The sequence below is a fragment of the Streptomyces sp. NPDC048639 genome, from assembly GCF_043199075.1.
Taxonomy (GTDB): domain Bacteria; phylum Actinomycetota; class Actinomycetes; order Streptomycetales; family Streptomycetaceae; genus Streptomyces.
Map to the genome: position 1 here is coordinate 984,912 of NZ_JBICVP010000001.1, position 24,478 is coordinate 1,009,389.

At 72.2% G+C, this 24,478-nt stretch carries 20 protein-coding genes; 5 read left to right on the forward strand and 15 right to left on the reverse strand.

The annotated features are described in order from the left end of the window. Window positions 1–287 precede the first annotated feature (287 nt). From ACGFNH_RS04145 to ACGFNH_RS04155, 3 genes are all read left to right on the forward strand, one after another. Window positions 288–962: a hypothetical protein gene (locus ACGFNH_RS04145; protein ID WP_393651404.1), complete on the forward strand. Its 675-nt coding sequence runs from the start codon at window positions 288–290 to the stop codon at window positions 960–962. A gap of 101 nt (window positions 963–1,063) precedes the next feature. Then, complete coding sequence (locus ACGFNH_RS04150) at window positions 1,064–1,804, forward strand: IPT/TIG domain-containing protein (RefSeq protein WP_393651405.1); 741 nt, start codon at window positions 1,064–1,066, stop codon at window positions 1,802–1,804. A gap of 274 nt (window positions 1,805–2,078) precedes the next feature. Further along, window positions 2,079–3,911, forward strand: a complete 1,833-nt coding sequence (locus ACGFNH_RS04155) for an IPT/TIG domain-containing protein (RefSeq protein ID WP_393651406.1) — start codon at window positions 2,079–2,081, stop codon at window positions 3,909–3,911. Between the two features lie 41 nt (window positions 3,912–3,952). On the opposite strand, the gene ACGFNH_RS04160 is transcribed toward ACGFNH_RS04155, so the two are convergent. Both ACGFNH_RS04160 and ACGFNH_RS04165 read right to left on the reverse strand, forming a co-directional pair. Then, window positions 3,953–5,050, reverse strand: a complete 1,098-nt coding sequence (locus tag ACGFNH_RS04160; RefSeq protein ID WP_393651407.1) for a winged helix DNA-binding domain-containing protein — start codon at window positions 5,048–5,050, stop codon at window positions 3,953–3,955. A gap of 254 nt (window positions 5,051–5,304) precedes the next feature. Continuing rightward, window positions 5,305–5,718: an ATP-binding protein gene (locus tag ACGFNH_RS04165; protein ID WP_393651408.1), complete on the reverse strand. Its 414-nt coding sequence runs from the start codon at window positions 5,716–5,718 to the stop codon at window positions 5,305–5,307. A gap of 258 nt (window positions 5,719–5,976) precedes the next feature. On the opposite strand from ACGFNH_RS04165, the gene ACGFNH_RS04170 reads away from it, so the two are divergent. Then, entirely contained in the window at window positions 5,977–6,249 is a 273-nt protein-coding gene (locus ACGFNH_RS04170) for a GlsB/YeaQ/YmgE family stress response membrane protein (RefSeq protein WP_393651409.1), read from the forward strand. A gap of 78 nt (window positions 6,250–6,327) precedes the next feature. Here the strand turns inward: ACGFNH_RS04170 and ACGFNH_RS04175 are convergent, their stop codons facing one another. The 13 genes from ACGFNH_RS04175 to iolC form a co-directional block, all read right to left on the reverse strand. Next, window positions 6,328–8,298: an NAD-binding protein gene (locus ACGFNH_RS04175; RefSeq protein WP_393651506.1), complete on the reverse strand. Its 1,971-nt coding sequence runs from the start codon at window positions 8,296–8,298 to the stop codon at window positions 6,328–6,330. Between the two features lie 96 nt (window positions 8,299–8,394). Continuing rightward, the gene (locus ACGFNH_RS04180) at window positions 8,395–9,117 is read right to left on the reverse strand and encodes a potassium channel family protein (RefSeq protein WP_393651410.1); all 723 of its coding nucleotides are present in this window, start codon (window positions 9,115–9,117) and stop codon (window positions 8,395–8,397) included. Beyond that, a complete protein-coding gene (locus ACGFNH_RS04185) occupies window positions 9,110–10,483 on the reverse strand; it encodes a TrkH family potassium uptake protein (protein ID WP_393651411.1) in 1,374 nt (457 codons plus the stop codon). The genes ACGFNH_RS04180 and ACGFNH_RS04185 overlap by 8 nt, the downstream gene beginning before the upstream one ends. A gap of 194 nt (window positions 10,484–10,677) precedes the next feature. Further along, window positions 10,678–11,097 carry a TIGR03668 family PPOX class F420-dependent oxidoreductase gene (locus tag ACGFNH_RS04190; RefSeq protein ID WP_393651412.1) on the reverse strand — a complete coding sequence of 140 codons (420 nt, stop codon included), beginning with the start codon at window positions 11,095–11,097 and terminating at the stop codon, window positions 10,678–10,680. A gap of 17 nt (window positions 11,098–11,114) precedes the next feature. Next, window positions 11,115–11,477 (reverse strand): VOC family protein, encoded by a 363-nt coding sequence (locus ACGFNH_RS04195; RefSeq protein WP_393651413.1) that lies wholly within the window; start codon window positions 11,475–11,477, stop codon window positions 11,115–11,117. 223 nt (window positions 11,478–11,700) lie between these two features. Then, window positions 11,701–12,573 (reverse strand): ABC transporter permease, encoded by an 873-nt coding sequence (locus ACGFNH_RS04200; RefSeq protein WP_393651414.1) that lies wholly within the window; start codon window positions 12,571–12,573, stop codon window positions 11,701–11,703. Further along, window positions 12,570–15,401 (reverse strand): alpha/beta fold hydrolase, encoded by a 2,832-nt coding sequence (locus ACGFNH_RS04205; protein WP_393651415.1) that lies wholly within the window; start codon window positions 15,399–15,401, stop codon window positions 12,570–12,572. Before ACGFNH_RS04205 ends, ACGFNH_RS04200 begins: the two co-directional genes overlap by 4 nt. A gap of 258 nt (window positions 15,402–15,659) precedes the next feature. Beyond that, window positions 15,660–16,400, reverse strand: coding sequence for a flavodoxin family protein (locus ACGFNH_RS04210; RefSeq protein ID WP_393651416.1), 741 nt, complete (start codon window positions 16,398–16,400; stop codon window positions 15,660–15,662). Window positions 16,401–16,551: 151 nt separating this feature from the next. Beyond that, on the reverse strand, window positions 16,552–18,045 hold the full coding sequence (locus tag ACGFNH_RS04215) for a CoA-acylating methylmalonate-semialdehyde dehydrogenase (RefSeq protein ID WP_393651417.1): 1,494 nt from the start codon (window positions 18,043–18,045) through the stop codon (window positions 16,552–16,554). 105 nt (window positions 18,046–18,150) lie between these two features. Then, window positions 18,151–20,028 carry a 3D-(3,5/4)-trihydroxycyclohexane-1,2-dione acylhydrolase (decyclizing) gene (gene iolD, locus ACGFNH_RS04220; RefSeq protein WP_393651418.1) on the reverse strand — a complete coding sequence of 626 codons (1,878 nt, stop codon included), beginning with the start codon at window positions 20,026–20,028 and terminating at the stop codon, window positions 18,151–18,153. Next, window positions 20,025–20,918: a 5-deoxy-glucuronate isomerase gene (gene iolB, locus ACGFNH_RS04225; RefSeq protein WP_393651419.1), complete on the reverse strand. Its 894-nt coding sequence runs from the start codon at window positions 20,916–20,918 to the stop codon at window positions 20,025–20,027. Before iolB ends, iolD begins: the two co-directional genes overlap by 4 nt. A 31-nt stretch (window positions 20,919–20,949) precedes the next feature. After that, window positions 20,950–21,828 carry a deoxyribose-phosphate aldolase gene (locus ACGFNH_RS04230; RefSeq protein WP_393651420.1) on the reverse strand — a complete coding sequence of 293 codons (879 nt, stop codon included), beginning with the start codon at window positions 21,826–21,828 and terminating at the stop codon, window positions 20,950–20,952. Window positions 21,829–21,857: 29 nt separating this feature from the next. After that, window positions 21,858–22,982 (reverse strand): 5-dehydro-2-deoxygluconokinase, encoded by a 1,125-nt coding sequence (gene iolC, locus ACGFNH_RS04235; protein ID WP_393651421.1) that lies wholly within the window; start codon window positions 22,980–22,982, stop codon window positions 21,858–21,860. Between the two features lie 217 nt (window positions 22,983–23,199). Between iolC and ACGFNH_RS04240 the strand changes: the two genes are divergently transcribed. Then, on the forward strand, window positions 23,200–24,126 hold the full coding sequence (locus ACGFNH_RS04240; RefSeq protein ID WP_393651422.1) for a sugar phosphate isomerase/epimerase family protein: 927 nt from the start codon (window positions 23,200–23,202) through the stop codon (window positions 24,124–24,126). The last annotated feature ends 352 nt before the right edge of the window (window positions 24,127–24,478 follow it).

Consider the following 24,478-nt stretch of genomic DNA (forward strand, 5'->3'; position numbering starts at 1 on the left):
TCGGACGTTCACCTCGCACCTCGGAAACCCGGTATGACTAATTGTTCCTTTCTTGTGGGCCCCCGCCGCCGGTGCTTCGCTGAATTCATCCACACCGGCGGGCCGCCCACCCTCCCGGAGGAGTGACGACACGGCGGTCCCGTCGCCGGCTTTCCGAGCCGGCCCGGCTTCCCAGCCGCCGCGTCGCTGGGCAGGCTCCCCCGCGGAGGACGTTGGATCCAGCAGTCGGTGCCGTCCAGCACGGCACCGACTGGTGCGGCTCGTACCTCCAGGCACGAAGGAGTCCCATGCGCGCCACCCGTAGACTCCCCGCACTCCTCGGGGCCATGGCCCTGGCGGCGGGTCTTGCGCTCGTCCCCGGCCGGGCCGGGGCCGTACAGTTCGTGGGCTGCAGCGAGGACGCCCTGGCCGACGCGATCGAGACGGCCAACACCGCAGGTGGGGACGGTCTGTTCCTCTCCCCGTTCTGCACCTGCACCCTCACGCAGGCACACAGCGCCGACGGGGCGTCAGGGCTGCCGGACATCACCGCGCCGATCACCCTCAGGGGATCGGTCACCGACATCGTCCGCGCCCCGGGTTCTCCCGAGTTCCGGATCGCCAAGGTCGACGGGACCGGGACGAAGAACGGTGAGCTGCATCTCGTCACGGTCACCTTCCGGGGCAGGGACGCCCCCGGGATCGAGGCGGGGGGAGCCATCGCCAACGTCGCCGGTGAGGTGACGCTGGCGAGCAGCACCCTGCGCGACAACCGGGCCAGGGTCGGCGGCGGCCTCTACAACGACACCGGCACCTCGACGCTCAACGGAAGTGTCGTGGTGGGCAATACGGCCACCGATCCGGTCGGAGGCGGGGGGATCTACGAGCTGTCCGGCTCGGTGAACCTCGTCGGCACGCCGGTCAGGGACAACGCGCCGAACAGCTGCGCCCCCGCCGGCAGCGTGCCCTTCTGCTCGGGCTGACCACCCGACTGCCCGCGTCCCGCTCCCGGGCGGGCCTCACTCGGCGGACGGGTTCCCCCGCCCGCTCCACGCTCCATCCACAGGCAACCAGGAGGTATCCCATGCCCATCACACCCAACCAGGGATCGACCGGCGGAGGCACCGCGGTCACGATCAACGGAACCAACCTCACCGGCACATCCGCCGTCCGGTTCGGCTCCAAGCTCGCCACCGACGTCGTCGTCGTCAACCCCACGACGGTCACCGCCACATCGCCCTCGGGCAGCGGCACCGTCGACGTCACCCTGACCACCCCCGGCGGCACCAGCAACCCCATACCCTTCTTCTACGTCGGGTCGCCGTTCAAGTCGTCGCTGAACCCCGCGGCGGGCTCCACGGCCGGCGGCAACACCGTCACCCTCAACGGGACGGGCCTGAGCACCGCGACCAATGTGTCCTTCGGCGGCACCAACGCCACCCCGACTGTGGTCTCGGACAGCGTCATCACCGTGACCGCACCGGCACACGCGGCCGGACCGGTGAGCGTCACCGTCACCACCGCGGGTGGCAGCAACAACGGTCTGTCGTACACCTTCGTCGGGGTACCCACCATCACCACGGTGGCGCCGGACGAGGGCCCGGAGACCGGTGGCACCGCGGTGACCATCACCGGCACCAACCTGGGAAGCACCTCGTCGGTCACGTTCGACGCGGTGGCGGCGCCGTTCTCGGTGATCAACTCGACCACGCTCTCCGCCGTTTCACCCCCCGGGACGGGAACGGTCGACGTCGTCGTCACCAACGCCGCCGGGAGCGACACCGAGACCGACGGCTTCACCTACGTCGCCGGCCCCGGGATCTGATCCGGTCCGCACACCGCAGATCGGCAGCCGCAGATCCGCAGGCCGCCCGCGCTGTCACCGCGGGCGGCCTGCGGATCGCCCCACAGTCGCACCACGGGCCGCTGACGGCTCTCCCCGCACCGCGCACGACCGCTCCGAGCACCGCTGCGCGGACCACCCCGGATCTCTCCGCACGAGCGGGGGCGCCACAAGGTCCCTCACGTCGGCGGGCTCCGGCCGGTTCTCCGCCACGGACGGCCGGGGCCCGCGCCATCACGCCCCTAGGAGAGCAGCCATGAGCAGGTCCGAACCGTCACGCGACGCGAAGCACCCGATACCGGCCGCGGCCGCCCTGGCCGCGCCCGTGGTCACCTCGATCAGTCCGTCCTCGGGTTCGACGGGCGGAGGAAGCGCCGTCACCGTGAATGGCAACGGTTTCACCGGCGCCACGCAGGTGCGGTTCGGCGCCACGTCGGCGAGTTCGTTCACGGTCAACTCCGACACCCAGATCACGGCGGTGTCCCCGCCGGGCTCGGGAACGGTGGGCGTCACGGTCACCACACCCGGGGGCATCAGCTCCCAGTTCGTGCCGTACACCTACGTCGCCGTCCCCGCCCCGGTGCTCAACTCCCTCAGCCCCAGTTCGGGTCCGGCCGCAGGCGGCACCGTCGTCACCCTCACCGGCAGCGGCTTCACGGGCGCCACCGCGGTCAAGTTCGGTACGGCACTGTCGCCGACCTTCACTCTCGTCTCCCCCACCCAGATCAACGCCACCGCCCCGCCCGGCTCCGGAACGGTCGCCGTCACCGTCACCACACCCGGCGGCGTCAGCCCTCAGTTCGTGCCGTACACCTACGTCGCCGTCCCCGCCCCGGTGCTCAACTCCCTCAGCCCCAGCTCGGGTCCGGCCGCAGGCGGCACCGTCGTCACCCTCACCGGCACCGGCTTCACCGGGGCAACATCGGTCAAATTCGGTACGACGGCGGCTTCTTCCTTCACCGTCATCTCCGCCACCCAAATCACCGCCACCGCCCCCGCCGGTACCGGAACCGTCCAAGTCACCGTCACCACACCCAGCGGCACCAGCAACGGCCTCCCCTACACCTACGTCACCGTCCCCGCGCCCGTACTCAACTCCCTCAGCCCCACCTCAGGACCCACCACCGGCGGCACCACCGTCACCCTCACCGGCACCGACCTCACCGGAGCAACATCCGTCAAATTCGGCACGACAACGGCTTCTTCCTTCACCGTCATCTCCGCCACCCAAATCACCGCCACCGCCCCCGCCGGAACCGGAACCGTCCAAGTCACCGTCACCACACCCAGCGGCACCAGCAACGGCCTCCCGTACGCCTACGTTTCGGCCCCCAGCGTCACGGGCGTCACGCCCGCCCAGGGCCCAGCCACCGGAGGTACGACCGTCACCCTGGCGGGCAGTGGCTTCACCGGCGCCACCCAGGTGAGTTTCGGCGCCTTACCCGCGACATCGTTCACGGTCGTGTCCGACACCCAGATCAGTGCCGTGACGCCCGCCGCATGCCCGGGCGCCGCCGCGGTCACCGTCACCACCCCGGCCGGTACGAGCCCGCCCACGGTCTTCTACTTCTACCGCGGCACTCCCGCCGTCACGCAGATCTCTCCGGACAAGGGTCCGGTGTCCGGCGGTACGACGGTCACGCTCACCGGAAGCAACCTCCTCGGTGCCACGACGGTGAGGTTCGGGACCCTGCCCGCCCCGTCGTTCACGGTGGTCTCCGACACCCAGATCACCGCCACCGTGCCCGCGGCGCCCGCGGGTGCCGTCGCCGTCACGGTCGTCACCCCGGGCGGTACCAGCGCGCCCACGGTCATCTACATCTACGCCGCCGTCCCCACCCTCGCCTCCATCGCGCCATCCTCCGGACCCGCCACGGGCGGCAACACGGTCACCCTGAGCGGGACCGGACTGACACTGGCGCAGTCCGTCACCTTCGGCGGTACGCCCGCGGCCTTCACGGTCGTCTCCGACGCGTACATCACCGCCATCGCCCCAGCGGGCACGCCGGGTTCGGTCACCGTCACGGTGACCACACCGGGAGGCAGCGCAGCACGGACGTACACCCGCGTCGCCCCGCCCTCGCTATGACGGCTCGTCCCGGCCGGCAGCTCTGCGCCTAAACGCCCGGACTAGGACTCCTCCGTCCCGAAGTAGCGCGCGATATCCGCCACTTCGGCCTCCATGCCCTTCAACGCCTCCGGAGGGAGAGCGGATTCACCGGTGTCTCCACCGAACGGTTCGACCCGCACCGCGGAGTGTCGGGCGGTCGGCGCAGTCCAGGTGCCGACCGCCCAGCCGTCGGCCAGAACCGTGGGGCGGATCAGTCCGCCACCCGGTCGGACCGTGCGTTCGTGCTCGGCCGGAACGGACAGCTCCCGACTGCGGTAGCCCACCAGGTAGTTGTCGAACGCCGGGATCAGCCGGACGTCCGGCCCCGCACCGCGCAGCTCCGTGGCGCCGGGATCCGTGTCCCCCGGGCGACCCGGCGGACCCGGCTCCGGCTCCCGCGCCGTCACGGACTCCCAGGCCCGTCTGCACACGGCGAGCCGCAGCCCCGACCAGTGGGCGAAGTCCTGCACGGAGGCGGGTGCGTAGGCGGCCAGATAGCGCCGTGCAAGCTCGGCCTCCGCGGCCTCGCCCTGCCAGGGCAGCGGGCCGGTGGCCGGGAGCCAGTCGTCGAGCAGGACGAAGGTGGCCTCCCCCGCTCTCTCCGGGCCGTGGCAGATGCGGCCGGACAACGCGGCGCGGCGGATGAGGTGGTACGCCGACTGGCCCGTGGGGTCGACGCCGAGGGTGGTCAGCCGGTCGGTGAGCTCAGCGCGGGTCAGCGGCCCCTCGGCGTCGACGGCCGTGGCGATGAGCCGCTCGGCGCGTTCGCACAGGGCCTCGTCCAGGCCGAGTTCGCGGAACCGGCGTGCGGCGAGCCGCAGGAAGACGGGGCCGAACAGGGCGAGCAGCCAGCGGGCGTCGGCGGCCGGGACGAGCTGGAGCGTGCCGCGCAGGTACCAGCCGCGTACGGCGGTCCGCTCGGCATCGGTCGCCCGCGCGACGTCCGCCGCGGTCAGGCCCCGGGCGCGGACCCGCAGCCCGAGGCCGGCGGCGGTGAGGTCCTGGGCCTGCACGGCGAGGACGCGTGCGAGCACGCCGGCGACGGTCGTCTCCCTGATCCCTCCGCCGAGAAGCTGGGCGCGGGCGCGCAGCATCCGGTCCGCTCGGTTTCCTTCCATGGGCCCACTCTGGCAGCCGGGGCTGACATTCCCCCTCCTGATTCCCCTCCTGGAGACGGCGATGCAGAGTCAACCCCCTTACTGCGAAGGGGCGTTCGGTCATGCGCGAGCGCGTCGATCCGTACAAGCAAGCGCCAACCCGTGTCCCGTACGTGGACACATTCGGTCGGCACGCTGCAGCACGCTCCGTAGCCGGTGAGCGGGGGCGGGGGTGGGCGCGGGTGGCGCCGGCAGTGCGGGGACGGTTCCCGCGATCAGCGCAGGCCCATGGCCAGGGTGACCACGGCGCCGACCGCCCCGGCCGCGATCTCCAGGCGATCGGTGAGCTGCTGCGTCAGCCACAGTCCGCGGCCGCCCTCCCCGCCGCACAGCCCGGGCGGATCGGGCGGGATGGCCTCCTCGGTGAAGCCGGGCCCATGGTCGGAGACCCTGCAGTGCAGGGTGCCGTCGCAGCGGTAGAGGAGGAGACGTCCAGCCCCGCCGCCGTGCTCGACGGCATTGCACGCCACCTCGTGAACGGCGAGGACGAAGTCACTGCGACGGGGCTCCCCGAGACCGGCGCGCGCCGCGCACTCCGTGAGTCGCCGCCGCAGTATGGGCACGTCCTCGGCCGCGAAGAGCAGCTCCAGCAACCGCTCCCGCCGCAAGTCCGCCACATGCGCCTTCATGGCCTCGCCACCTCGACCTCGTCCAGGACAAGCCGCAACGGTGCGCTGCGGAGGAAACCGCAATCCGCATATGACGCTACTCGGCGTCATCGCACGCCACCACGTGTCACAACTTTTGCGCTGAGGCGTACGTTTCTTGACCGGGCGAACCATAGAGACGACAGAAAGCGTCCTTTCAGTGTCCGGACATGAACTCGGGGCAGAGTTCGGGACAGACCTCCGGGCAAGGAACAGCGTTTGTATGGAGAGGACGCCGACATGAGCATCGTCAGCTGGATCATCCTGGGACTCATCGCCGGAGTCATCGCCAAAGTCCTTCTCCCCGGCCGTGACCCGGGTGGGCTGATCGGCACGACCCTCATCGGGATCGTCGGATCCTTCGTCGGCGGATGGCTGTCATTGCAGTTCCTCGACCGCAAGGTGTCGAAGGACTTCTACGATCCCGAGACCTGGGTCGCGGCCATCGGCGGTGCCCTGGTGCTGCTGATCGGCTACCGGATCCTCTTCGGCCACTCGCGCGAACGCCGCTGATCCACCGCATCATCGGACATCGCGCCGACCGCCTCACGGACCGCCCGGCCGGGGACCTCCCGCGCCGGGCGACGCCGTTCAGCGCGATCCGGGATCCGCGTTCCTGTCCGGTTGCGCCCCGCCCGGCTCCGGGCCCGGGTCCGGCTCCGGGCCCGCGCCCGGGGACGCGTCACGCCGCCCGTTCCGCCCGCGCTCCGGGTCCCGTCCCGGATCCGCCGCGCGGAAGGGATCCGCAGCACGCCGCGAGGTCCGGCCCGGCGACGCGTCCGGTGCCGGGCCGCGGTGCAGCAGATGGCCCAGACCGTGCCGGGTGGCGGCGATGACGACGCGGTCCTCGGGCCGCAGGACGTAACCGGGGTGCAGGTCCCATTCGAGCTCCGGCCCGCGGCGTACCGCGTCGATCCGGAGCGGCAGCGAGAGGTCGGGGGTGCGGTCCTCGGGGGCGGCCACATCGAGCGCGAGAACCCGCCAGGCACCGGGGCGAAACGCTTCGGCAACCGTGCGGCCCGCGAGTTCGGGATGGCCGCCGACCTCGATCGCCGCGAAGAGCAGCACCCGGCGTTGCACCGGGATGGCGCCGAGGATCTGGCGCCCCATCATCGCCCCCGCGAACGAGGGCCCGGCCAGCGCCGACACGCTGCGGCTGCGGGTGAGGGCACCCGGGTAGGAGTCCCGCAGCGTGCGGTAGACGGTCGTGGAGAACTTGTCGTCGTACAGCCGCAGGACGACCCGCAGATCGGGCCGTATCTCCCGCGCGTAGAGCACCGCTTCGAGGTTGGTGCTGTCGCTGCTGGTGAGGGCGAGCAGAACGCGGCTGCGCCGGATCTTGGCCGCCTCCAGGACACCCTCCTCGGTGACGTCGCCGATGACGACCGGCACCCTCCGGCTGCGCGCTATGGCCAGCCCGCGGGCGTTCTGGTCGCGCTCGACGCAGACCACGGGCACGTCGAGTTCGCAGAGCCGGTCCAGGACACGGGCCCCGACCTTGCCGAGGCCGAGCAGGACGACGTGCCCGGACAGACCGCTCGGCGGTCTGCGGACGGAGGAGGCGGCGCGGAAGGACCCGTAGCTCTCCAGCACGACGGCGAAGAGCAGCGGCAGCATCATCAACCCGGCCAGTCCGGCGAGGAGTTGCAGGATCTGACGGCCCGTGGAATCCCCCACGGCCGGATCGCCGATGCCGAAGACGTCGAGGAGTGACAGGTAGAACGCGCTCAGCGGGTCGGCGGGGGTGACCAGCCAGGTGAGGATGGCGAGCAGCGCCACCAGCCCTGTGAGCCCGGCGGTCGCGATGCGCAGCCTGCGGGAGAAGAAGGAGGCCAGCGGAAGGGATCCGGCCAGCCGCGATACGGGCGGGGTCCGGTCCGTGCGGTGGCTGAGCGCCTCCAGGACGACGGCGGGATGCGCCGCGTGCGTACGGGCCAGGGTCTCGTCGTCCGGCAGGAGTTGGGGCTCTTCGTCGTCGGAGGTGGCGTGCAGGGCGAGGGTGCACAGCGCGCCCCGGCTGTCGCGTTCGCCCGCGGTGCGGTCGGAGGCACGCAGCATCAGCCCGTCGGCCTGGACGATCTTGGTGGTGCCGGTGACGGCGGCCGCGGCGAGCGAGTGGGCCGCGGTGTCCGCGTCGGACAGCACGGTCGTCGACGCCTCGATCGTCTGGGCGTCCGTCATGGGCGCCCGCACTGCCGAGGCCCGCTCCAGGAGCGCCTCCAGATGCCGACCGAGTTTGCGATTGAAGAGACGTACGACGATCCGCAGTTCGGGGTTGAGGCGGCGGGCGCGCAGCGCGGCGTGGATGTTGTCCTGGTCGTTGCCGATGGTCAGCGCGAGCGCCGCGGCGCCCTCCACACCCGCCTCGATCAGCGCGCCGTCGTCCGGCTCCGCCGCCTCGACGATCGAAACCTCCAGCTCGGAGCGGCGGGCGAGGGCGGCGATCTGGGGTCCGTGGCGGTGGCGTACGGACGGCAGGACGACCGTGACCCGCTCGCCGTAGACCGTGGCCAGTTCGGTGACGAGCCGGTGCGCGAGCGCGTTGTCCCCGCAGACGACCATGTGGCCGGCGCGCGGTGTCCGGCGCGGAAAGGGCAGCTGAAACGGCAGGGAGGGCACATGTAGAGCATGCCTGCTCGACCCCAACGAGGTCATGGATCAAGCCAATTCGGCAAAACTCTCCACTGCCCGGGTCTGCCCGGTGACGATGACGACGTCCCCGGAATGGACGATTGTTTCGGCCGTTGCGTACGTGAAGTCGGCTCCGGGGCGCTTGATCCCGACCACGGTGACGCCGTAGCGACTGCGCACCCGGCTCTCACCGAGCGTCACGCCGTCGAGCACCGCCGGGGCGATCGCCTTGGCCAGGGCGTAGTCGTCGTCGAACTCGATGAAGTCCAGCATCCGGCCGGTGACGAGATGGGCGACGCGCTCCCCCATCTCGTGCTCGGGCAGCACGACATGGTGCGCGCCGACGCGCCGCAGGATCTCCCCGTGCTGGCGGCTGGAGGCACGCGACCAGATGGCGGGCACGCCGGCGTCCGCGAGGTTGGAGGTGATCAGGATGCTGGACTCCAGGTCGGTACCGATGCCGACCACGACAGTGGCGAACTCGGCGACCCCGAGCTGGACCAGTGCCTCGGGGTCGGTGCAGTCCGCGGCCGCCGCATGCGTGAGGTCGTCGCTGAGCTTCTGCACCCTGCGCGGGTCGGCGTCGATGCCCAGCACGTCCCAGCCGCGCCGCATGAGTTCCAGGGCCAGGGAGGAGCCGAAGCGTCCCAGGCCGACGACGGCGACCCGGGCCTCGGCGGACCGGCGCCCGTGAACGGTCTCCAGGCGCCGGCGGCGGCGTTCGCGGCGGTCCTTCGGATGGCTAGCCAATGACGGGTCGCTCCTCGGGGAGTTCGTAGCGGCGGCCGCGCTCGCGCAGGGCCAGGGCGGAGGCGAGGGTGATCGGCCCGAGCCGCCCGACGAACATGAGCGCGATGACGACCAGTTGGCACACCGCGGGCAGGGACCCGGTGATGCCGGTGGTGAAGCCGACCGTGCCGAAGGCCGAGACGGTCTCGACGAGGACGGCCTCGACGGACGCCTCGGTGACCGTGAGCAGCACGAGCATCCCGGCGAGGATCAGGCCGAGGCCCAAGAGGGCGACGGTGAGGGCCTGGCGGACGGCGGACGCGGGGACCCGGCGGCCCAGGACATTCACCTGGGAGTCCCCGCGGACCTCGGCCACGATCGCGGCGCCCAGCAGGGCGAAGGTGGTCACCTTGATGCCTCCGGCCGTTCCCGCACTGCCGGCACCGATGAACATCAGCACACTGATGCCCAGCAGCGTTGCGGGTTCCATGGCGCCGATGTCGACGGAGTTGAAGCCCGCGGTACGGGCACTGGTGGAGAGGAAGAAGCCGTTCAGCAGCTTGTCGCCCCAGGACATGGGGCCGAATGTGGCCGGATTGCCCCACTCCAGCAGGCAGATGTACACGGTCCCGGCGGCCAGCAGGATCCCGTACGTGATGAGCGTGAGCCGGGTGTGCAGCGACCAGCGCCGCGCGAGGACGCCGCGGTGGTGGGCGCGGGCGCGACGCAGCAGTTCGAGCAGCACGGGGAAGCCGAGGCCGCCGAGGATGCAGGCCACGGCGACGGGGACGAGGATCCAGGGGTCGTTCGCATAGCCGACGAGGTTGTCGTCGCGCAGTCCGAAACCGGCGTTGTTGAACGCCGAGACCGCGTGGAAGCAGCCGTAGAACAGCGCTTCCCCTGCCTGCTGCCCGTAGCCGAGCCGGAACCGGAGGAACAGCACGGCGCCGGTGAGGAGTTCGATGACGAACGTGGTGGCCGCGACGCCCAGCAGCACGCTCCTCAGATGGCCGGCGGCCGAACTTCCCGTCTCCTCCTGGGCGGTGAGCTGCAGGGGCATCCGGAGCCGTCCGGACACCAGCAGGCCGAGCACGGAGGCGAGTGTCATGATGCCCAGTCCGCCGACCTGGATGAGGGCGAGGACGACCCACTCGCCGAACGGGCCGAACCAGGAGCCCGTCCCCACGATGGACAGGCCGCCGGTGACCGCGCCGGTGGCGGTGAACAGGGCGGTCAGCGGGTCGGTGGCACGGCCGCTGCGGGCGGCGACCGGGAGGGCGAGCAGGCCGGTGCCCAGGACGATGGCTGCGGCGAAGGACAGCACCACGACTTTCGCCGGATGGGTGACCGGGCGGGACCACCGGGTCCGAGGCGTGACCGTGGCCATCGCACCGCCCCTTCCGCCGGGCGCGCCACGCTGCCCCGGCCTCCCGCACCCGGCGGCGCCGTTCGGGCCGCGCTGGTGTGCCGGCTTCCCGGCGGTGCGTCACCCTACCCGCGCGGCGGGCGTTCACCGTGGAGGCATTCGCCCGTTTTGCACCCCGCCCCGCGGGTGCCGCAGGCGAGGCCGGGCCGGGCCGGTCAGGAGGCGTACGACCAGCCCGACCAGCGCTCCACCGTGATCGCCACCACCGGGCCGCGGGGCGGGCGTTCGCGGTACTGCGCGTACTTCTCCCGCAGCAGCGCCACCGGACGGGCCCGGCCCGCCTCGTCCTCCACGATCTCGGCGGTGCCGTCGGCGCGCGCCCACCAGAGGGCGGCCCAGTCCTCCGCGTAGTGGTCGGCCAGCAGCGCGACGCGTACGTCCGCCCGGATGTTGCGCAGCCGCCGCAGGTCCTGGGTGCGCTTGGGCTTGTGGTCGACGGCGGAGAAGAGCGTGTCGCCGTCCAGCGCGAAGGTGACGGGCACGAGGTGCGGCCGGCCGTCACCGCTCACGGTGGCGAGCCGGGCGACGGGGGCCGCCGCGAAGCGCCGCCGCGCCTCGGCCGGTTCGAGCTCCATGGCGTGCCGCCGCCCGCTCAGGACGCGGCGGGCCGCTGGTGCAGCCCGAAGGGCGAGCCCTGGTCGTCGCGGCAGAGCCGGAAGCGGCCGAAGGCGCGGACGGAGTCGTCATCGCCCTCGACATCCGCCTCCTCGATCGTGCCGCCGAGCTCCCGGACACGGGTGAGCGCGGCGTCCATGTTCTCGACCTGGAAGAACAGATACGGCGAGGCGTCCCGGTCGCCTCCGTGCATACCGCCGGGCAGACCCGGCGTGCCGATGGCGAACCCACTGCCCGAGGGGCCCGGCTCGAAGGTCCAGCCGAAGAGGGCTCCGTAGAAGGCGCGGCCCCGCTCGGGGTCCTCCACACCGATCTCGAAGAAGGCCGGTTCACCGGTCATCGGGCTCGCTCCCTCGGTCGTGACGGACGCCGCACCGACCACCGTACGGCGCCCCGGGTCCGGCCGCCCGGCGAGCGCGCGGCCCGCAGAGGGGACGCCGCGAAGCGGCGCGGCCGGACGGCAGGGCGACGGGACGGGCGAGCGCCGGAACGGTCGAGCGACCGGACGACGGAGCGCCGGAACGACGCAGCGCCCGGAGGCGAGCGCCGGACACGACGCGCCGTCAGGACACCACGTCCTTGGTGCGGAAGCCGCGGAACGCGAGCGCCGCCAGGACCAGCGCGTACGCCACCGAGACCGCCGTGCCCTTGATCATCCCGGCCCACTCCACCTGCGGCTGCAACGCGTCCGCCCACGCGAACTGCCAGTGCGCGGGCAGGAAGTCGCGCCACGAGCCGAGCGCCGTGACCTGGTCGAGCACATTGCCCACGATCGTCAGGCCCACCGCACCGCCGACCGCGCCCAGCGGGGCGTCGGTCACCGTCGAGAGCCAGAAGGCCAGAGCCGCGGTGACGAGCTGTCCGACGAAGATGTAGGCGACGACGAGCGCCAGCCGCGGCAGGGCCGTGCCGGGTGGAAGGAAGCCACCGGTGGGGAGCTGCAGGGCACCCCAGCCGTACGCCGCCGTGCCCGCGGCGAGCGCGACCACCGGCAGCAGCGCCATCGCCACCGCGCTGAAGGCCAGCCCCACCGCCAGCTTGGCGGTCAGCAGCCGGGTGCGGGGCACCGGCGCGGCCAGCAGATAGCGCAGCGATGACCAGCTCGCCTCCGAGGCGACCGTGTCGCCGCAGAACAGCGCGACCGGCACGACCAGCAGAAAGCCGGCCGAGACGAAGAGGCAGGTCGCGGCGAAGTTCGCGCCCGAGGCCGTGGCCGTGTCGACGAGCGTCACCCGGCCGTTCCCGTTGTCCGAGCCGCCGCCGATGGCGAAGGCGGCGATCAGTACGAACGGCAGGGCGGCCAGCACTCCGGCCACCACGAACGTGCGGCGGCGGCGCAACTGGCGCATGGCCTCCACGCGCAGGGGCAGCGTGTGCCGTGCCCGGTAGCCGGGCGCCGAGTCCACCAGCGTGCGGTGACGGTCCGTCGCGGTCACGGGGTGCCTCCTCCGATCAGGGTGAGGAACGCGTCCTCCAGGCGGCGGTGCGGCCCGACCCGGTCCACCGGGATCTCCAACCGGACCAGTTCGACGAGCAGTTGCGGGGTGGTCAGCCCGTCCAGCCGTACCAGCAGGCCCTCGTCGGTGCGCACGGCGGAGACGACCCCCGGCAGGGCGGCCACGCGGTCCGCCACGGTGCCGGACGGCGGGCCGCCCGCGACACCGACCAGGAGCGTGTCCCCGCTGCCCGTGATCTCGGCTACGGGGCCGGCGGTGACCAGCGCTCCGCGGTCCATCACGACCAGGTGCGTGCAGCTCTGCTCGACCTCCGCCAGCAGATGGCTGGAGACGATGACGGTCCGCCCGGCGGCCGCGTACCGGATCAGGACCTCGCGCATCTCGCGGATCTGCGGCGGGTCCAGGCCGTTGGTCGGCTCGTCGAGGATGAGCAGGTCCGGCAGGCCGAGCATGGCCTGGGCGATGGCGAGGCGCTGCCGCATGCCCTGGGAGTACGTGCGGACGGCGCGCTCCAGGGCGTCGCCGAGACCGGCGATCTCCAGGGCCTCGTCGAGGTGCGCGTCCGCTGCCGGGCGTCCGGTGGCCCGCCAGTAGAGGTCCAGGTTGGCGCGCCCGGACAGGTGCGGCAGGAATCCGGCACCCTCGACGAAGGAGCCGACCCGCGACAGCACGGGCGCGCCCGGGGCGACCGCGTGCCCGAAGATGCGGATCCCGCCGGCGTCGGGCCGGATCAGGCCCATGAGCATCCGCAGCGTGGTGGTCTTGCCCGCGCCGTTGGGGCCGAGCAGCCCCAGCACCTGGCCGCGTTCGACGCGGAAGGACAGGTCCCGGACGGCGTACCGGTCGGCCGACTTGGCGTACCGCTTGCTCAGGTCCGTGATCTGCAGCGGTACGTCGGCCAGTTGCGCGTCCGGTGCCGCAACGGCGGTACGGCGGCGGCCGGTCAGCAGCAGGGCGGCCGCCGCGACGGCTCCGGCGAGGGGCAGGCCCCAGGTCCACCAGGGCAGGGACTCGTAGCCGGTCTGCACCTCGGGCGCGGTCGGCACGGTCAGGGCGCCGGGCCCGTCGAGCGCGACGGAGTGGGTCGCGGGCTCGGCCGGGGACGCGTACGCCAGGTCGGTCGAGGAGAGGACGAGCCGCATCCGGTGCCCGGCCTGGAAGTTGTGGTCGACAGGCGGCAGCCGCAGCCGGACCGTCTTCCCGTCCTCGGCGCCGGTGACGCGGACGGGAGTGACGAGCTGCGAGGGCAGCACCCTGCTGCCGCTCGGGCCGACGTCATAGAGCTTGGCGAACAGCACGGCCTCGTCCGCGTCGGACCTGACCTTCACGCGGACCGACGAGGAGCCGGTGACACGGGTGCCGGACTCCAGCGGCCGGGACTGGAAACTCGCGTACTGGCCGGGGAAGTCGACGGACACACCGACGCCGAGGCCGGACAGCTGGGACAGGCCGCCGACGCCGGGCAGCCCGGAGATCGCGGGCGGGGTGGCGCCGGCCGGGTTGGCGATCCGCTGCTCACGGCCGGCGAGGGCGACAGTTCGGCGCTCGGTGCCGTCCAGGCCCGGGTAGCGCGCGCCGGTCGCACCGCGGAGCTGCGAGCGGCCGTCCGTGGAGTCGATGCCTCCGGTACGGGAGACGCGGAAGCCCGGTCCGGTGTCGGTGGCCTTCTCGTCCTTCAGATAGCGGTCGAACCACGCGGTGACGCGGCTCCTGACCCGGTCGGTCTCCTGGTCGCCGCCGTCGTGGCCGCCGGCGAGCCAGTCGACCGAGACAGGGGCGCCGTTGCCCCGGACCGCGCGGGCGATCCGGTCGGCGTTGTCCAGCGGGAACAGCGAGTCGGTCTGGCCCTGCAGGATCAGGGTGGGGACCTTGATGCGGTCGCCGACGGCGGACGGGCTGCGCTCGGCGAGGAGTTCGCGCGCCGCGGCGTCGGGCTTGCCCGCGACCGCCACGCGTTCGTACATCGCGCACAGCTCCTTCTCGAACCGGCCGCAGCCCGGCTCCTGCCCGGGCGGCGGGACCGCGCCGGGCGCGGCGCCCGCGGCTCCGCCCAGGCTCTGGCCGGCCGCCGGTTCCTGGCCGGAGGCGGCGGCCTGGGCGTCGTCGCCGGGGGTTCCGCCGTCCTCGCCGCCGCCGGTCGGGATCGGGGCGGAGCCGGTGGAGAAGAAGATGCCGGCCCACAGGCTCTTGAACACCCCGTGGGGAAACAGCGCGTCGGCCAGGTTCCAGTACGTGTTCTGCGGCGCGATCGCGTCGACGCGCTTGTCGTACCCGGCGGCGAGCAGCGAGATCGCGCCCCCGTACGAGGCACCGGTGACACCGACGCGCGGGTCGCCGGACGCGTCCAGCCGCACCTCCGGCCGCTTCGCCAGCCAGTCGATCATCCCGCGGACGTCGGCGACTTCGCGGTCCCGGTCGTTGATCCCGATGCGGCCTGTGGACTTGCCGAAGCCGCGCGCGGACCAGATCAGGACGGCGTATCCGTCCCGGGCCAGCTTCTCGGCCTGGGTGCGGAGCTGCTCCTTGCTGCCCCCGAAGCCGTGGCCGAGGAGGACGGCGGGACGGCGGGCGGAGGCGGGCCCGGCCGTGTAGAAGGTGGTGTCGATCCTGACGTCCTCGGAAGCACCCGGTGTCTCGGGCAGAGCGAGGATCCGGTCCTCGCTGTGCACGGGCTCCTCGCCCCCGGCCGCCGCGCTCCAGGTCAGGCCCCCCGCAAGGACGGCGAGCACGGCAAGGAGCGCGATCCACCAACCCCGCCGCTGGGGCGTCCGGGGCCGGGGTACGCGTCCGGGCAGTCGGAGATCCATGTCCCGGATCCTACGGACGCTCTCGGACATGCCGGGGGGCCGGTGGACGGAATCGAGGTGTATCCCGTTGCGGTAGGCCGGAGCCGGTGCCTACCGCAACGGCGGTACGGAGCGTCTGTGTGGCCCTTACAGCGTTCCTCGGGGAAGAAACGGCCGCTGTCAGCCAGATGGTGCACAAGTCCGTAAAAACCGTATGGAATTCCCCGCCCGTCGGTGTACCGGATCTCACAACTCGGCGGCCCGGCGTATCAGGGGCACTCAGCGGTGCTCGGGGTTCTCGAAGTCGAAGCGGCAGCCCGCGTCCCACTCGGAGCGCTGGTTGCCGTAGGCCGGGAAACCGCCCGCGTCCTTCAGCAGCCGTGCGAGGTGCATCAGGTTCCAGGTCATGAAGGTGGTGTTGCGGTTGGTGAACTCGTTCTGCGGACCGCCCGATCCGTCGTCGAGGTAGGACGGTCCGGGGCCGACCTCCCCGATCCAGCCCGCGTCGGACTGCGGCGGGATGGCGTAGCCGAGGTGCTGCAGGCTGTAGAGCAGGTTCATGGCGCAGTGCTTGACGCCGTCCTCGTTCCCGGTGATCAGGCAGCCTCCGACGCGCCCGTAGTACGCGTACTGGCCGCGGTCGTTGAGCAAGGACGAGCAGCTGTAGAGACGCTCGACCACGCGCTTGGTCACCGAGCCGTTGTCGCCGAGCCAGATGGGACCGGCCAGGACGAGGATGTCGGCGGCCAGCACCCGTTCGTAGAGCTGGGGCCAGGCGTCGCTCGCGGCGCCGTGCTCGGTCATGTCGGGCCAGGTGCCGGTCGCGATGTCGTGGTCGGCAGCGCGGACCTCGTCCACCTGCACGCCCTCGCGCTCCATGATCGAGCGGCTGATGTCGACCAGGCCCTGGGTGTTGCTCACCGCCGGGGACGGCTTGAGGGTGCAGTTGATGAACAGGGCCTTCAGGTCGTCGTACGCGGTCGGGGCGGCGGCGCCTCCGGATGCGGCGGATGCGGTCACGGGTGTCCTCCTCGGGTCGCCCCCGGCCGCTCAGCTCACCACGGCGTTCGGGGTCCCGGGACGCGACACGGCCCGGCATGACGCCGGGCCGTGTGACGTGATCCGCCGGTCGGAGGTCAGGGACTCCCCGGGAGCGGTGGTTCTCCGGGAATCAGTGGTTCTTCGGGAAGCCGAGGTCCACGCCGCCGTCCTCCGGGTTCGGCCAGCGGGTGGTGACGACCTTGCCGCGCGTGTAGAAGTGCACACCGTCGTTGCCGTAAATGTGGTGGTCGCCGAAGAGCGAGTCCTTCCAGCCACCGAAGGAGTGGTAGCCGACGGGCACCGGGATCGGCACGTTCACGCCGACCATGCCCGCCTGGACCTCCATCTGGAAGCGGCGGGCGGCGCCGCCGTCGCGGGTGAAGATGGCGGTGCCGTTGCCGAACGGCGAGGCGTTGACGAGCGCGAGGCCGTCCTCGTAGGTGTCGGCGCGGAGCACGCACAGCACCGGGCCGAAGATCTCGTCCTTGTACGCGTCGGAGTCCGTGGCGACCTTGTCGAGCAGCGAGAGGCCGATCCAGTGGCCGTCCTCGTGGCCCTCGACGGTGAAGCCGGTGCCGTCCAGGACGACGTCGGCGCCCTGGGCCGCGGCGCCCGTGACATAGGAGGCGACCTTGTCGCGGTGGGCCTTGGTGATGAGCGGGCCCATCTCGGAGGTCGGGTCGTTGCCGGGACCGATCTTGATCTTCTCGGCGCGGTCGCGGATCTTCGCCACCAGCTCGTCGCCGATGCCGCCGACCGCGACGACCGCGGAGATGGCCATGCAGCGCTCGCCGGCCGAGCCGTACGCGGCGGAGACCGCGGCGTCGGCGGCCGCGTCGAGGTCGGCGTCGGGGAGGACCAGCATGTGGTTCTTGGCGCCGCCGAGGGCCTGGACGCGCTTGCCGTTGGCGGACGCGGTGGTGTGGATGTAGCGGGCGATCGGGGTGGAGCCGACGAAGGAGACGGCCTCCACGTCCGGGTGCTCAAGGAGACGGTCGACGGCGACCTTGTCGCCGTTGACGACGTTGAGGACGCCCTCCGGCAGACCGGCCTGGGCGGCCAGCTCCGCGAGGAGGAGCGCCGCGGACGGGTCCTTCTCACTGGGCTTGAGGACGAAGGTGTTGCCGCAGGCGATGGCGAGCGGGAACATCCACATCGGCACCATGGCCGGGAAGTTGAACGGGGTGATGCCCGCGACGACGCCGAGCGGCTGCCGGATCGAGGACACGTCCACGCGGCTGGACACCTGGGTGGACAGCTCGCCCTTGAGCTGGGTGGTGATCCCGCAGGCCAGCTCGACGATCTCCAGGCCGCGCGCGACCTCGCCCAGCGCGTCGGAGTGCACCTTGCCGTGCTCCGCGGTGATCAGCTCCGCGATCTCGTCACGGTGGGCGTCCAGCAGCGCGCGGTACTTGAAGAGCACCGCCGTACGGGCCGCGAGCGAGGCGGTGCCCCACGTCCCGAACGCGTCCTTGGCCGCGGCCACCGCGGTGTCGACCTCCTCGACCGAGGCCAGCGCGACCCGGGTGGTCTGCGCGCCGGTCGCCGGGTCGGTCACCGGGCCGTAGTTGCCGGAAGCGCCTTCGACGGACTTCCCGCTGATCCAGTGGTCGATGGTCTTCATGGTCATCCTTTGCGAGGCGGTGGGCGACGGGTGGGCGATGGTGCGCGGACCGACGACCGGCCGGTCGTTCGGCGCTCACGGCCGGACGGCTCCCGTGACGGAGCGCTACAGGTGCCGGCGCCGGCCGGCGATGTGCCGTTCGTACTCCTCCCGGGCCTTCACGGCCGCCGGGCGGGTGGCGGCCTCGGCCACAGGAACATCCCACCACGCCTGGGCGGCAGGCGCGCCGGACAGAGTGTCTGCTGTTTCGGTCTCCACATAGACACATGTGGGACGGTCCGAGGCCCCAGCGGCGGCCAGCGCTTCACGCAGCTCACCGACGGTCTTCGCGCGGATCACATCCATGCCGAGGCTGGCGGCGTTGGCGGCCAGGTCGACGGGCAGCGGGTCGCCGGTGTAGGTGCTGTCGGCGGCGCGGAAGCGGTAGGCGGTGCCGAAGCGCTCGCCGCCGGTCAGCTCGGAGAGGCCCCCGATGGAGGCGTAGCCGTGGTTCTGGATCAGCACCACATTGATGTTGATCCCCTCCTGCACGGCGGTGACGATCTCCGTCGGCATCATCAGGTACGTGCCGTCGCCTACCAAGGCCCATACGGGGCGGTCGGGCGCGGCCAGGCGTACGCCGATGGCGCCGGGGATCTCGTATCCCATGCACGAGTAGCCGTACTCGAGGTGGTACTGCCGCGGGGAACGGGCCCGCCAGAGCTTGTGCAGGTCGCCGGGCAGGGACCCGGCCGCGTTGATCACCACGTCCTCGTCGCCGACGACCGCGTCCAGCGCGCCGAGCACCTGCGTCTGGGTCGGCCGCGCCCCCTCGTCCGGAGCCGCGTACGCGCGGTCGACGGCTTCCTCCCAGCGCTGCTTGCCCGCGGTGCACTCAGCGACGTAGGCCGGGTCGACGCGGTGGCCGTCCAGGGCGGCGGTCAAGGCTTCGAGGCCGGCGCGGGCATCGGCGACGAGCGAGAGACCGGCCATCTTGTGGGCGTCGAAGGACGCGATGTTGAGGTTGAGGAAGCGGACACCGGGGGCGGCGAACAGGGTGTTGGAGGCCGTGGTGAAGTCCGTCCAGCGGGTGCCGGCGCCGATGACGAGGTCCGCGGTACGGGCGAGATCGTCGGCCACGGCCGTACCGGTGTGCCCGATGCCGCCCACGTCCGCCGGGTGGTCGTGGCGCAGCGAGCCCTTGCCGGCCTGGGTGGAGGCGACCGGGATGCCGGTGGCGTCGGCCAGGGCCTTCAGCGCGTCCTCGGCCTCGCTGTGGTGGATGCCTCCGCCCGCCACGATCAGGGGGCGGGCGGCGGCCCGTACGAGCTGTGCGGCCTCGGCGAGTGCGTCGGCGTCGGGCGCGGGGCGGCGGATGTGCCAGACCCGTTCGGCGAAGAACTCCTCGGGCCAGTCGAAGGCCTCGGCCTGCACGTCCTGCGGGAGGGCGAGGGTGACGGCGCCGGTGTCGACGGGGTCGGCAAGGACCCGCATGGCCTGGAGCGCGGCCGGGATGAGCGCCTCGGGCCGCACGATGCGGTCGAAGTACTTCGACACCGGGCGCAGGCAGTCGTTGACCGACACATCGCCCGCGTACGGGACTTCGAGCTGCTGGAGGACGGGGTCGGCGGGCCGTGTCGCGAAGACGTCGCCCGGCAGCAGCAGTACGGGCAGCCGGTTGATGGTGGCGAGCGCGGCGCCGGTGACCAGGTTGGTGGCGCCCGGGCCGATGGAGGTGGTGACGGCGTGGGTGGACAGCCGGCCGGACTGGCGGGCGTAGCCGACGGCCGCGTGGACCATCGCCTGCTCGTTGCGGCCCTGGAGGTACGGCAGGCGCTCGGGCCCGGACTCCAGGAGCGCCTGCCCGATGCCGGCGACGTTGCCGTGGCCGAAGATGCCCCAGCAGGCGCCGATCAGCCGGTGGCGCCGACCGTCCCGCTCGGTGTACTGCCGGGACAGGAACTCGACCAGCGCCTGCGCGACGGTGAGCCGTCGGATGGTCATCGCTTTCCTCCAGCGGGGGCGTCGTAGAGCGGCAGCCGCGGGTCGACGGCCTGGTCGTCCCAGATGCCGCGGATCCAGGCGTGGTCGGGGTGGTCGCAGATCAGCCAGGCCCGCTCGTCGCCGGGGCCCGCCATGACGTTGAGGTAGTACATGGCGTGGCCGGGGGCGGCGATGGACGGGCCGTGCCAACCGTCGGGGATGAGGACGACGTCACCTGCGCGGACTTCGGCGAGCACGTCGGTGTCCTTGCCGGGGCCGGAGGGGGACACGCGCTGGTAGCCCAGACCCTCGGTGCCGTGGGCCGCGGCGATCTCGAAGTAGTAGATCTCCTCCAGCTCCGACTCCTTCCCCGGGCGGCACTCGTCGTGCTTGTGCGGCGGGTAGGAGGACCAGTTGCCGCCGGGGGTCAGCACCTCGACCGCGATGAGCCGGTCGGCCTCGAAGACCCCTGCGGCGGCGAAGTTGTTGACCTGGCGGGAACAGTTCCCCGAGCCGCGCAGTTCGACCGGGACGCCGGAGGCCGGACCGTAGCGGGCGGGCAGACGGCGCTCGCAGCGGGCGCCGGTGAGCGCGAACCGTCCGCCGGCGGCCGAGGTGATGCGGGCTGCTGCGTCGCGCGGCACGTACGCGAAGTCGCTGACGCCGCTGAACACGCTCTCCCGGCCGTGCAGTTCAAAGGTCTCGCCGTCGACGGCGACCGTGCAGCCGCCGCTGAGCGGCAGCACGATCCACTCGCTGTCACCGGCGTCGAAGGGGTGCGAGGCACCCGGCGCCAGTTCGAGAACGCGGAGGGCGGAATAGCCCCAGCCGGCCCTCTTCGGGTCGATGTCCACGGCATACGGGCTTCTCGCCGCGCTCCCGGCCGGGAGGTGGAAGCTGGTGGAGGTCATGAGGTCAAGTCTCCTGCGGGGGTGCGACGGTTCACAGCAGGCCGACGGCGGTGTCGACGGCCCCGGCGACGTCCCCGTCGGCCGGGTACAGCAGGGAGCGGCCGACCACCAGACCCTGCACGGTCGGCAGCCGCAGCGCCTTGCGCCACTTCTCGTAGATCTCGTCCTGGTCGGTGCCGGCCTCGCCGCCGAGCAGGACGGCGGGCAGCGTGGAGGCCTCCATGACGCTCGCCATCTCGTCCGGGTCCTCGGTGACCGGCACCTTCAGCCAGGTGTACGCGGAGGTTCCCGCGAGCCCGGAGGCGATGGCGATGGACTTGGTGACGGCCTCGGCGCTCAGGTCGTTGCGCACCTTGCCGCCCACCCGGCGGGATATGAACGGCTCGACGAAGACCGGCAGCCGGTGGGCGGCCATGGCGTCGATGGCGCGGGCGGTGGAGAGCAGGGTGGTGAGCGAGCCCGGGTCGTCGTAGTCGATGCGCAGCAGGAGCTTGCCCGCGTCGAAGCCGAGGCGGTGGATGTCCTCGGCACGGTGCCCGGTGAAGCGGTCGTCCATCTCGAAGACGGCGCCGGCGAGTCCGCCCCGGTTCATGGAGCCGATGACGACCTTGTGGTCGAGGGCGCCGAGGAGGAGCAGGTCGTCGAGGATGTCGGCGGTGGCGAGGACCCCGTCCACGCCCGGTCTCGACAGGGCCAGGCACAACCGCTCCAGCAGATCGGTGCGGTTGGCCATGGCCAGGTCGTGGTCGCCGATGGCGAGGGCGCCGCGCGCGGGGTGGTCGGCAGCGATGATCATCAGCCGCCCGCTGTCCCCGATCAGGGGGCGGCGGATGCGGCGGGCCGCGGCCTCGGCGATGGCCTCCGGGTGCCGGGTCCGCACCTTCACGATGTCGGCGAGACGGATGCTCAAGGGATGCCTTCTCTGGGGTCGTTGGTGCGTCAGGAGCGGGCCAGGAGGTCCTCGACCTCGGCCTCGGTGGGCATCGCGGAGGAGCAGGCGAGGCGGGAGGCGACGATCGCGCCTGCGGCGTTGGCGTGGCGCATGGTGCGCTTCAGGTCCCAGCCCGCGAGCAGTCCGTGGCACAGGGAGCCGCCGAACGCGTCGCCCGCACCGAGGCCGTTGACCACCTCGACGGGGACGGGCGGGACTTCGGCGGAGGTGCCGTCGCGGTGGACGGCGAGGACGCCCTTCGGCCCCTGCTTGACGACGGCGAGTTCGACTCCGCCGTCGATGAGCGCCTCGGCGGCGAGGCGGGGTTCGCGCTCGCCGGTGGCGACCTCGCACTCGTCGAGATTGCCGACGGCGACGGTGGCGTGGGCCAGGGCCTCGACGTAGTACGAGCGGGCGTTCTCGGCGTCGGGCCAGAACATCGGGCGCCAGTCGAGGTCGAACACGGTGATGGCGGCGGCCGGTTCGTGGCGGGTGACGGGGACCGGTTCGTGGCGGGTGACGGGGACCGGTTCGTGGCGGGTGACGGGGACCGGTTCGTGGCGGGTGACGGGGGCCGGTTCGTGGCGGGTGGCGGCGGCCTCGGCGGGCTGCGGTGTGCCGCGTGCCGCGCTGCGGGCCTCCAGCGCGATGAGCGTCGCGGAGCGGCTCGGCTCCTCGCACAGCCCGGTGCCCGTCATCCAGAACACCCGCGCCGCCCGGACGGCGTCCAGGTCGAGTTCGTCCGCGGCGATCTCCAGGTCGGGCGCCTTGGGCTCCCGGTAGAAGTACAGCGGGAAGTCGTCGGGCGGGAAGATCTCGCAGAAGGTGACGGGGGTGGGGTACCGGTCCACGGCACTCACCCAGCGGTCGTCCACGCCGAAGTCGCGCAGCGCCTGGTGGATGTACCGGCCGAACGGATCGTCACCCGTGCGGCTGATGACCGCGGTGCGGCGGCCGAGGCGGGCCGCGGCGACGGCGACGTTGGTCGGCGAACCACCGAGGAACTTCCCGAACGTCTCGACCTGTGCCAGGGACACACCGGTCTGCAGCGGGTAGACATCCACCCCGATGCGTCCCATGGTGATCAGGTCGTAGGGCCTGCACGGGTCGTACGGCTCGTCTGGCTCAGGCATGCGCGCCCCTTCACTCGCTCGGCCGGGCTGGGCTGGGCTGGCCCGATGACAGGTCTAGCCCTGACCGTCGGACACTGTCAATAGTTTGTCCTTACATACTGACCTGCCGAGTGGAAGCCCCCCGGCGAGCAGCGGCCCTCCGATCCCGATTGACGTTACGTCCTTATGTCAGGACGAACTCTTGACACGCGTCGGAGCGGGGTGGAGGCTACGCGGCATGACAGCCAGCCAGCCCCTGTCCCCCGCTCCGAGCCTCGACCGGATCCGGGTCGGCTCCGCTCCCGACTCGTGGGGGGTGTGGTTCCCCGACGACGAGCAGCAAGTCCCCTGGCAGCGCTTCCTGGACGAGGTCGCGCAGGCCGGATACTCCTGGATCGAACTCGGGCCGTACGGCTATCTGCCCACCGATCCCGCCCGGCTCACCGACGAGACGGGCCGCCGCGGGCTGAAGGTCTCGGCCGGGACGGTCTTCACCTCGCTGCACCGCGGTCCGGAAGTCTGGGACGCGACCTGGGAGCACGTCGCGCAGGTGGCCGAGCTGACCCGCGCCATGGGCGCCGGGCACCTGGTGGTCATCCCGTCCTTCTGGCGCGACGACAAGACCGCCGAGATCATCGAGAGCCCGGTGCTCGACGCCGGGCAGTGGCGCGCTCTGACCACGGGCATGGAGCGGCTGGGGCGCGAGGTGCGCGAACGCTACGGGCTGGACATCGTGGTCCACCCGCATGCCGACACCCATATCGACGGCGAGGAGAACGTCGCCCGCTTCCTGGACGGGACGGACCCCGACGCGGTCGGCTTGTGCCTGGACACCGGGCACTACGCCTACTGCGGCGGCGACAGCGTCAAGCTCATCGAGACGTACGGGGAACGGCTCGGCTATCTGCACCTCAAACAGGTCGACCCGGAGATCCTCGCCGATGTCGTCGCCAACGAGATCCCGTTCGGGCCGGCCGTCCAGCGCGGGGTGATGTGCGAGCCGCCCAGGGGCGTACCGGAGTTGGAACCCGTCCTCACGGCCGCGCAGGCTCTGGGGGTCGACCTCTTCGCGATCGTCGAGCAGGACATGTACCCGTGCCCACCGGACCAGCCGTACCCGATCGCCGAACGCACCCGGCGATTCCTGCGGAGCTGCGGCGCGTAGGACGCAGGGATAGGGCGGGCGGCGGGGTCCGCCGTCCGGGAAGACGGGCCGGGAGAGGCCGCCCGGGAGGGGTGGGTGCCGGAAGGAGGCGCTCGCCGGTCGGGACGCCCGCCGCTGGCGAGGCCCGCCGCTGGCAACGCCCGCCTGAAGGACGCTTGCCGAGGCATTGGGCCGGAGGGTCGGGGAGCCCGGGAGACCCGAGAAGGCCGCCCGCCGGAGAGGTCGCCGACCCGTAGCGACGGGCTGACGGATCGGGACCGGGCCTGAGGGAACGGCTCGATGGGTCGGCCCGATGGGCCGGCCCGATGGGCCGGGCCTCCCGCCCGCGGAGACCCTCCGGATCCGGCGGCCG

Excerpts from the sequence above, each read along its gene's own strand:
- ACGFNH_RS04145 (WP_393651404.1), top strand. The coding sequence starts at position 288 with ATGCGCGCCACCCGTAGACTCCCCGCACTCCTCGGGGCCATGGCCCTG.
- ACGFNH_RS04150 (WP_393651405.1), top strand. The coding sequence starts at position 1,064 with ATGCCCATCACACCCAACCAGGGATCGACCGGCGGAGGCACCGCGGTC.
- ACGFNH_RS04155 (WP_393651406.1), top strand. The coding sequence starts at position 2,079 with ATGAGCAGGTCCGAACCGTCACGCGACGCGAAGCACCCGATACCGGCC.
- ACGFNH_RS04160 (WP_393651407.1), bottom strand. The coding sequence starts at position 5,050 with ATGGAAGGAAACCGAGCGGACCGGATGCTGCGCGCCCGCGCCCAGCTT.
- ACGFNH_RS04165 (WP_393651408.1), bottom strand. The coding sequence starts at position 5,718 with ATGAAGGCGCATGTGGCGGACTTGCGGCGGGAGCGGTTGCTGGAGCTG.
- ACGFNH_RS04170 (WP_393651409.1), top strand. The coding sequence starts at position 5,977 with ATGAGCATCGTCAGCTGGATCATCCTGGGACTCATCGCCGGAGTCATC.
- ACGFNH_RS04175 (WP_393651506.1), bottom strand. The coding sequence starts at position 8,298 with ATGGTCGTCTGCGGGGACAACGCGCTCGCGCACCGGCTCGTCACCGAA.
- ACGFNH_RS04185 (WP_393651411.1), bottom strand. The coding sequence starts at position 10,483 with ATGGCCACGGTCACGCCTCGGACCCGGTGGTCCCGCCCGGTCACCCAT.
- ACGFNH_RS04190 (WP_393651412.1), bottom strand. The coding sequence starts at position 11,097 with ATGGAGCTCGAACCGGCCGAGGCGCGGCGGCGCTTCGCGGCGGCCCCC.
- ACGFNH_RS04195 (WP_393651413.1), bottom strand. The coding sequence starts at position 11,477 with ATGACCGGTGAACCGGCCTTCTTCGAGATCGGTGTGGAGGACCCCGAG.
- ACGFNH_RS04205 (WP_393651415.1), bottom strand. The coding sequence starts at position 15,401 with ATGGATCTCCGACTGCCCGGACGCGTACCCCGGCCCCGGACGCCCCAG.
- ACGFNH_RS04215 (WP_393651417.1), bottom strand. The coding sequence starts at position 18,045 with ATGAAGACCATCGACCACTGGATCAGCGGGAAGTCCGTCGAAGGCGCT.
- iolD (WP_393651418.1), bottom strand. The coding sequence starts at position 20,028 with ATGACCATCCGACGGCTCACCGTCGCGCAGGCGCTGGTCGAGTTCCTG.
- iolB (WP_393651419.1), bottom strand. The coding sequence starts at position 20,918 with ATGACCTCCACCAGCTTCCACCTCCCGGCCGGGAGCGCGGCGAGAAGC.
- iolC (WP_393651421.1), bottom strand. The coding sequence starts at position 22,982 with ATGCCTGAGCCAGACGAGCCGTACGACCCGTGCAGGCCCTACGACCTG.
- ACGFNH_RS04240 (WP_393651422.1), top strand. The coding sequence starts at position 23,200 with ATGACAGCCAGCCAGCCCCTGTCCCCCGCTCCGAGCCTCGACCGGATC.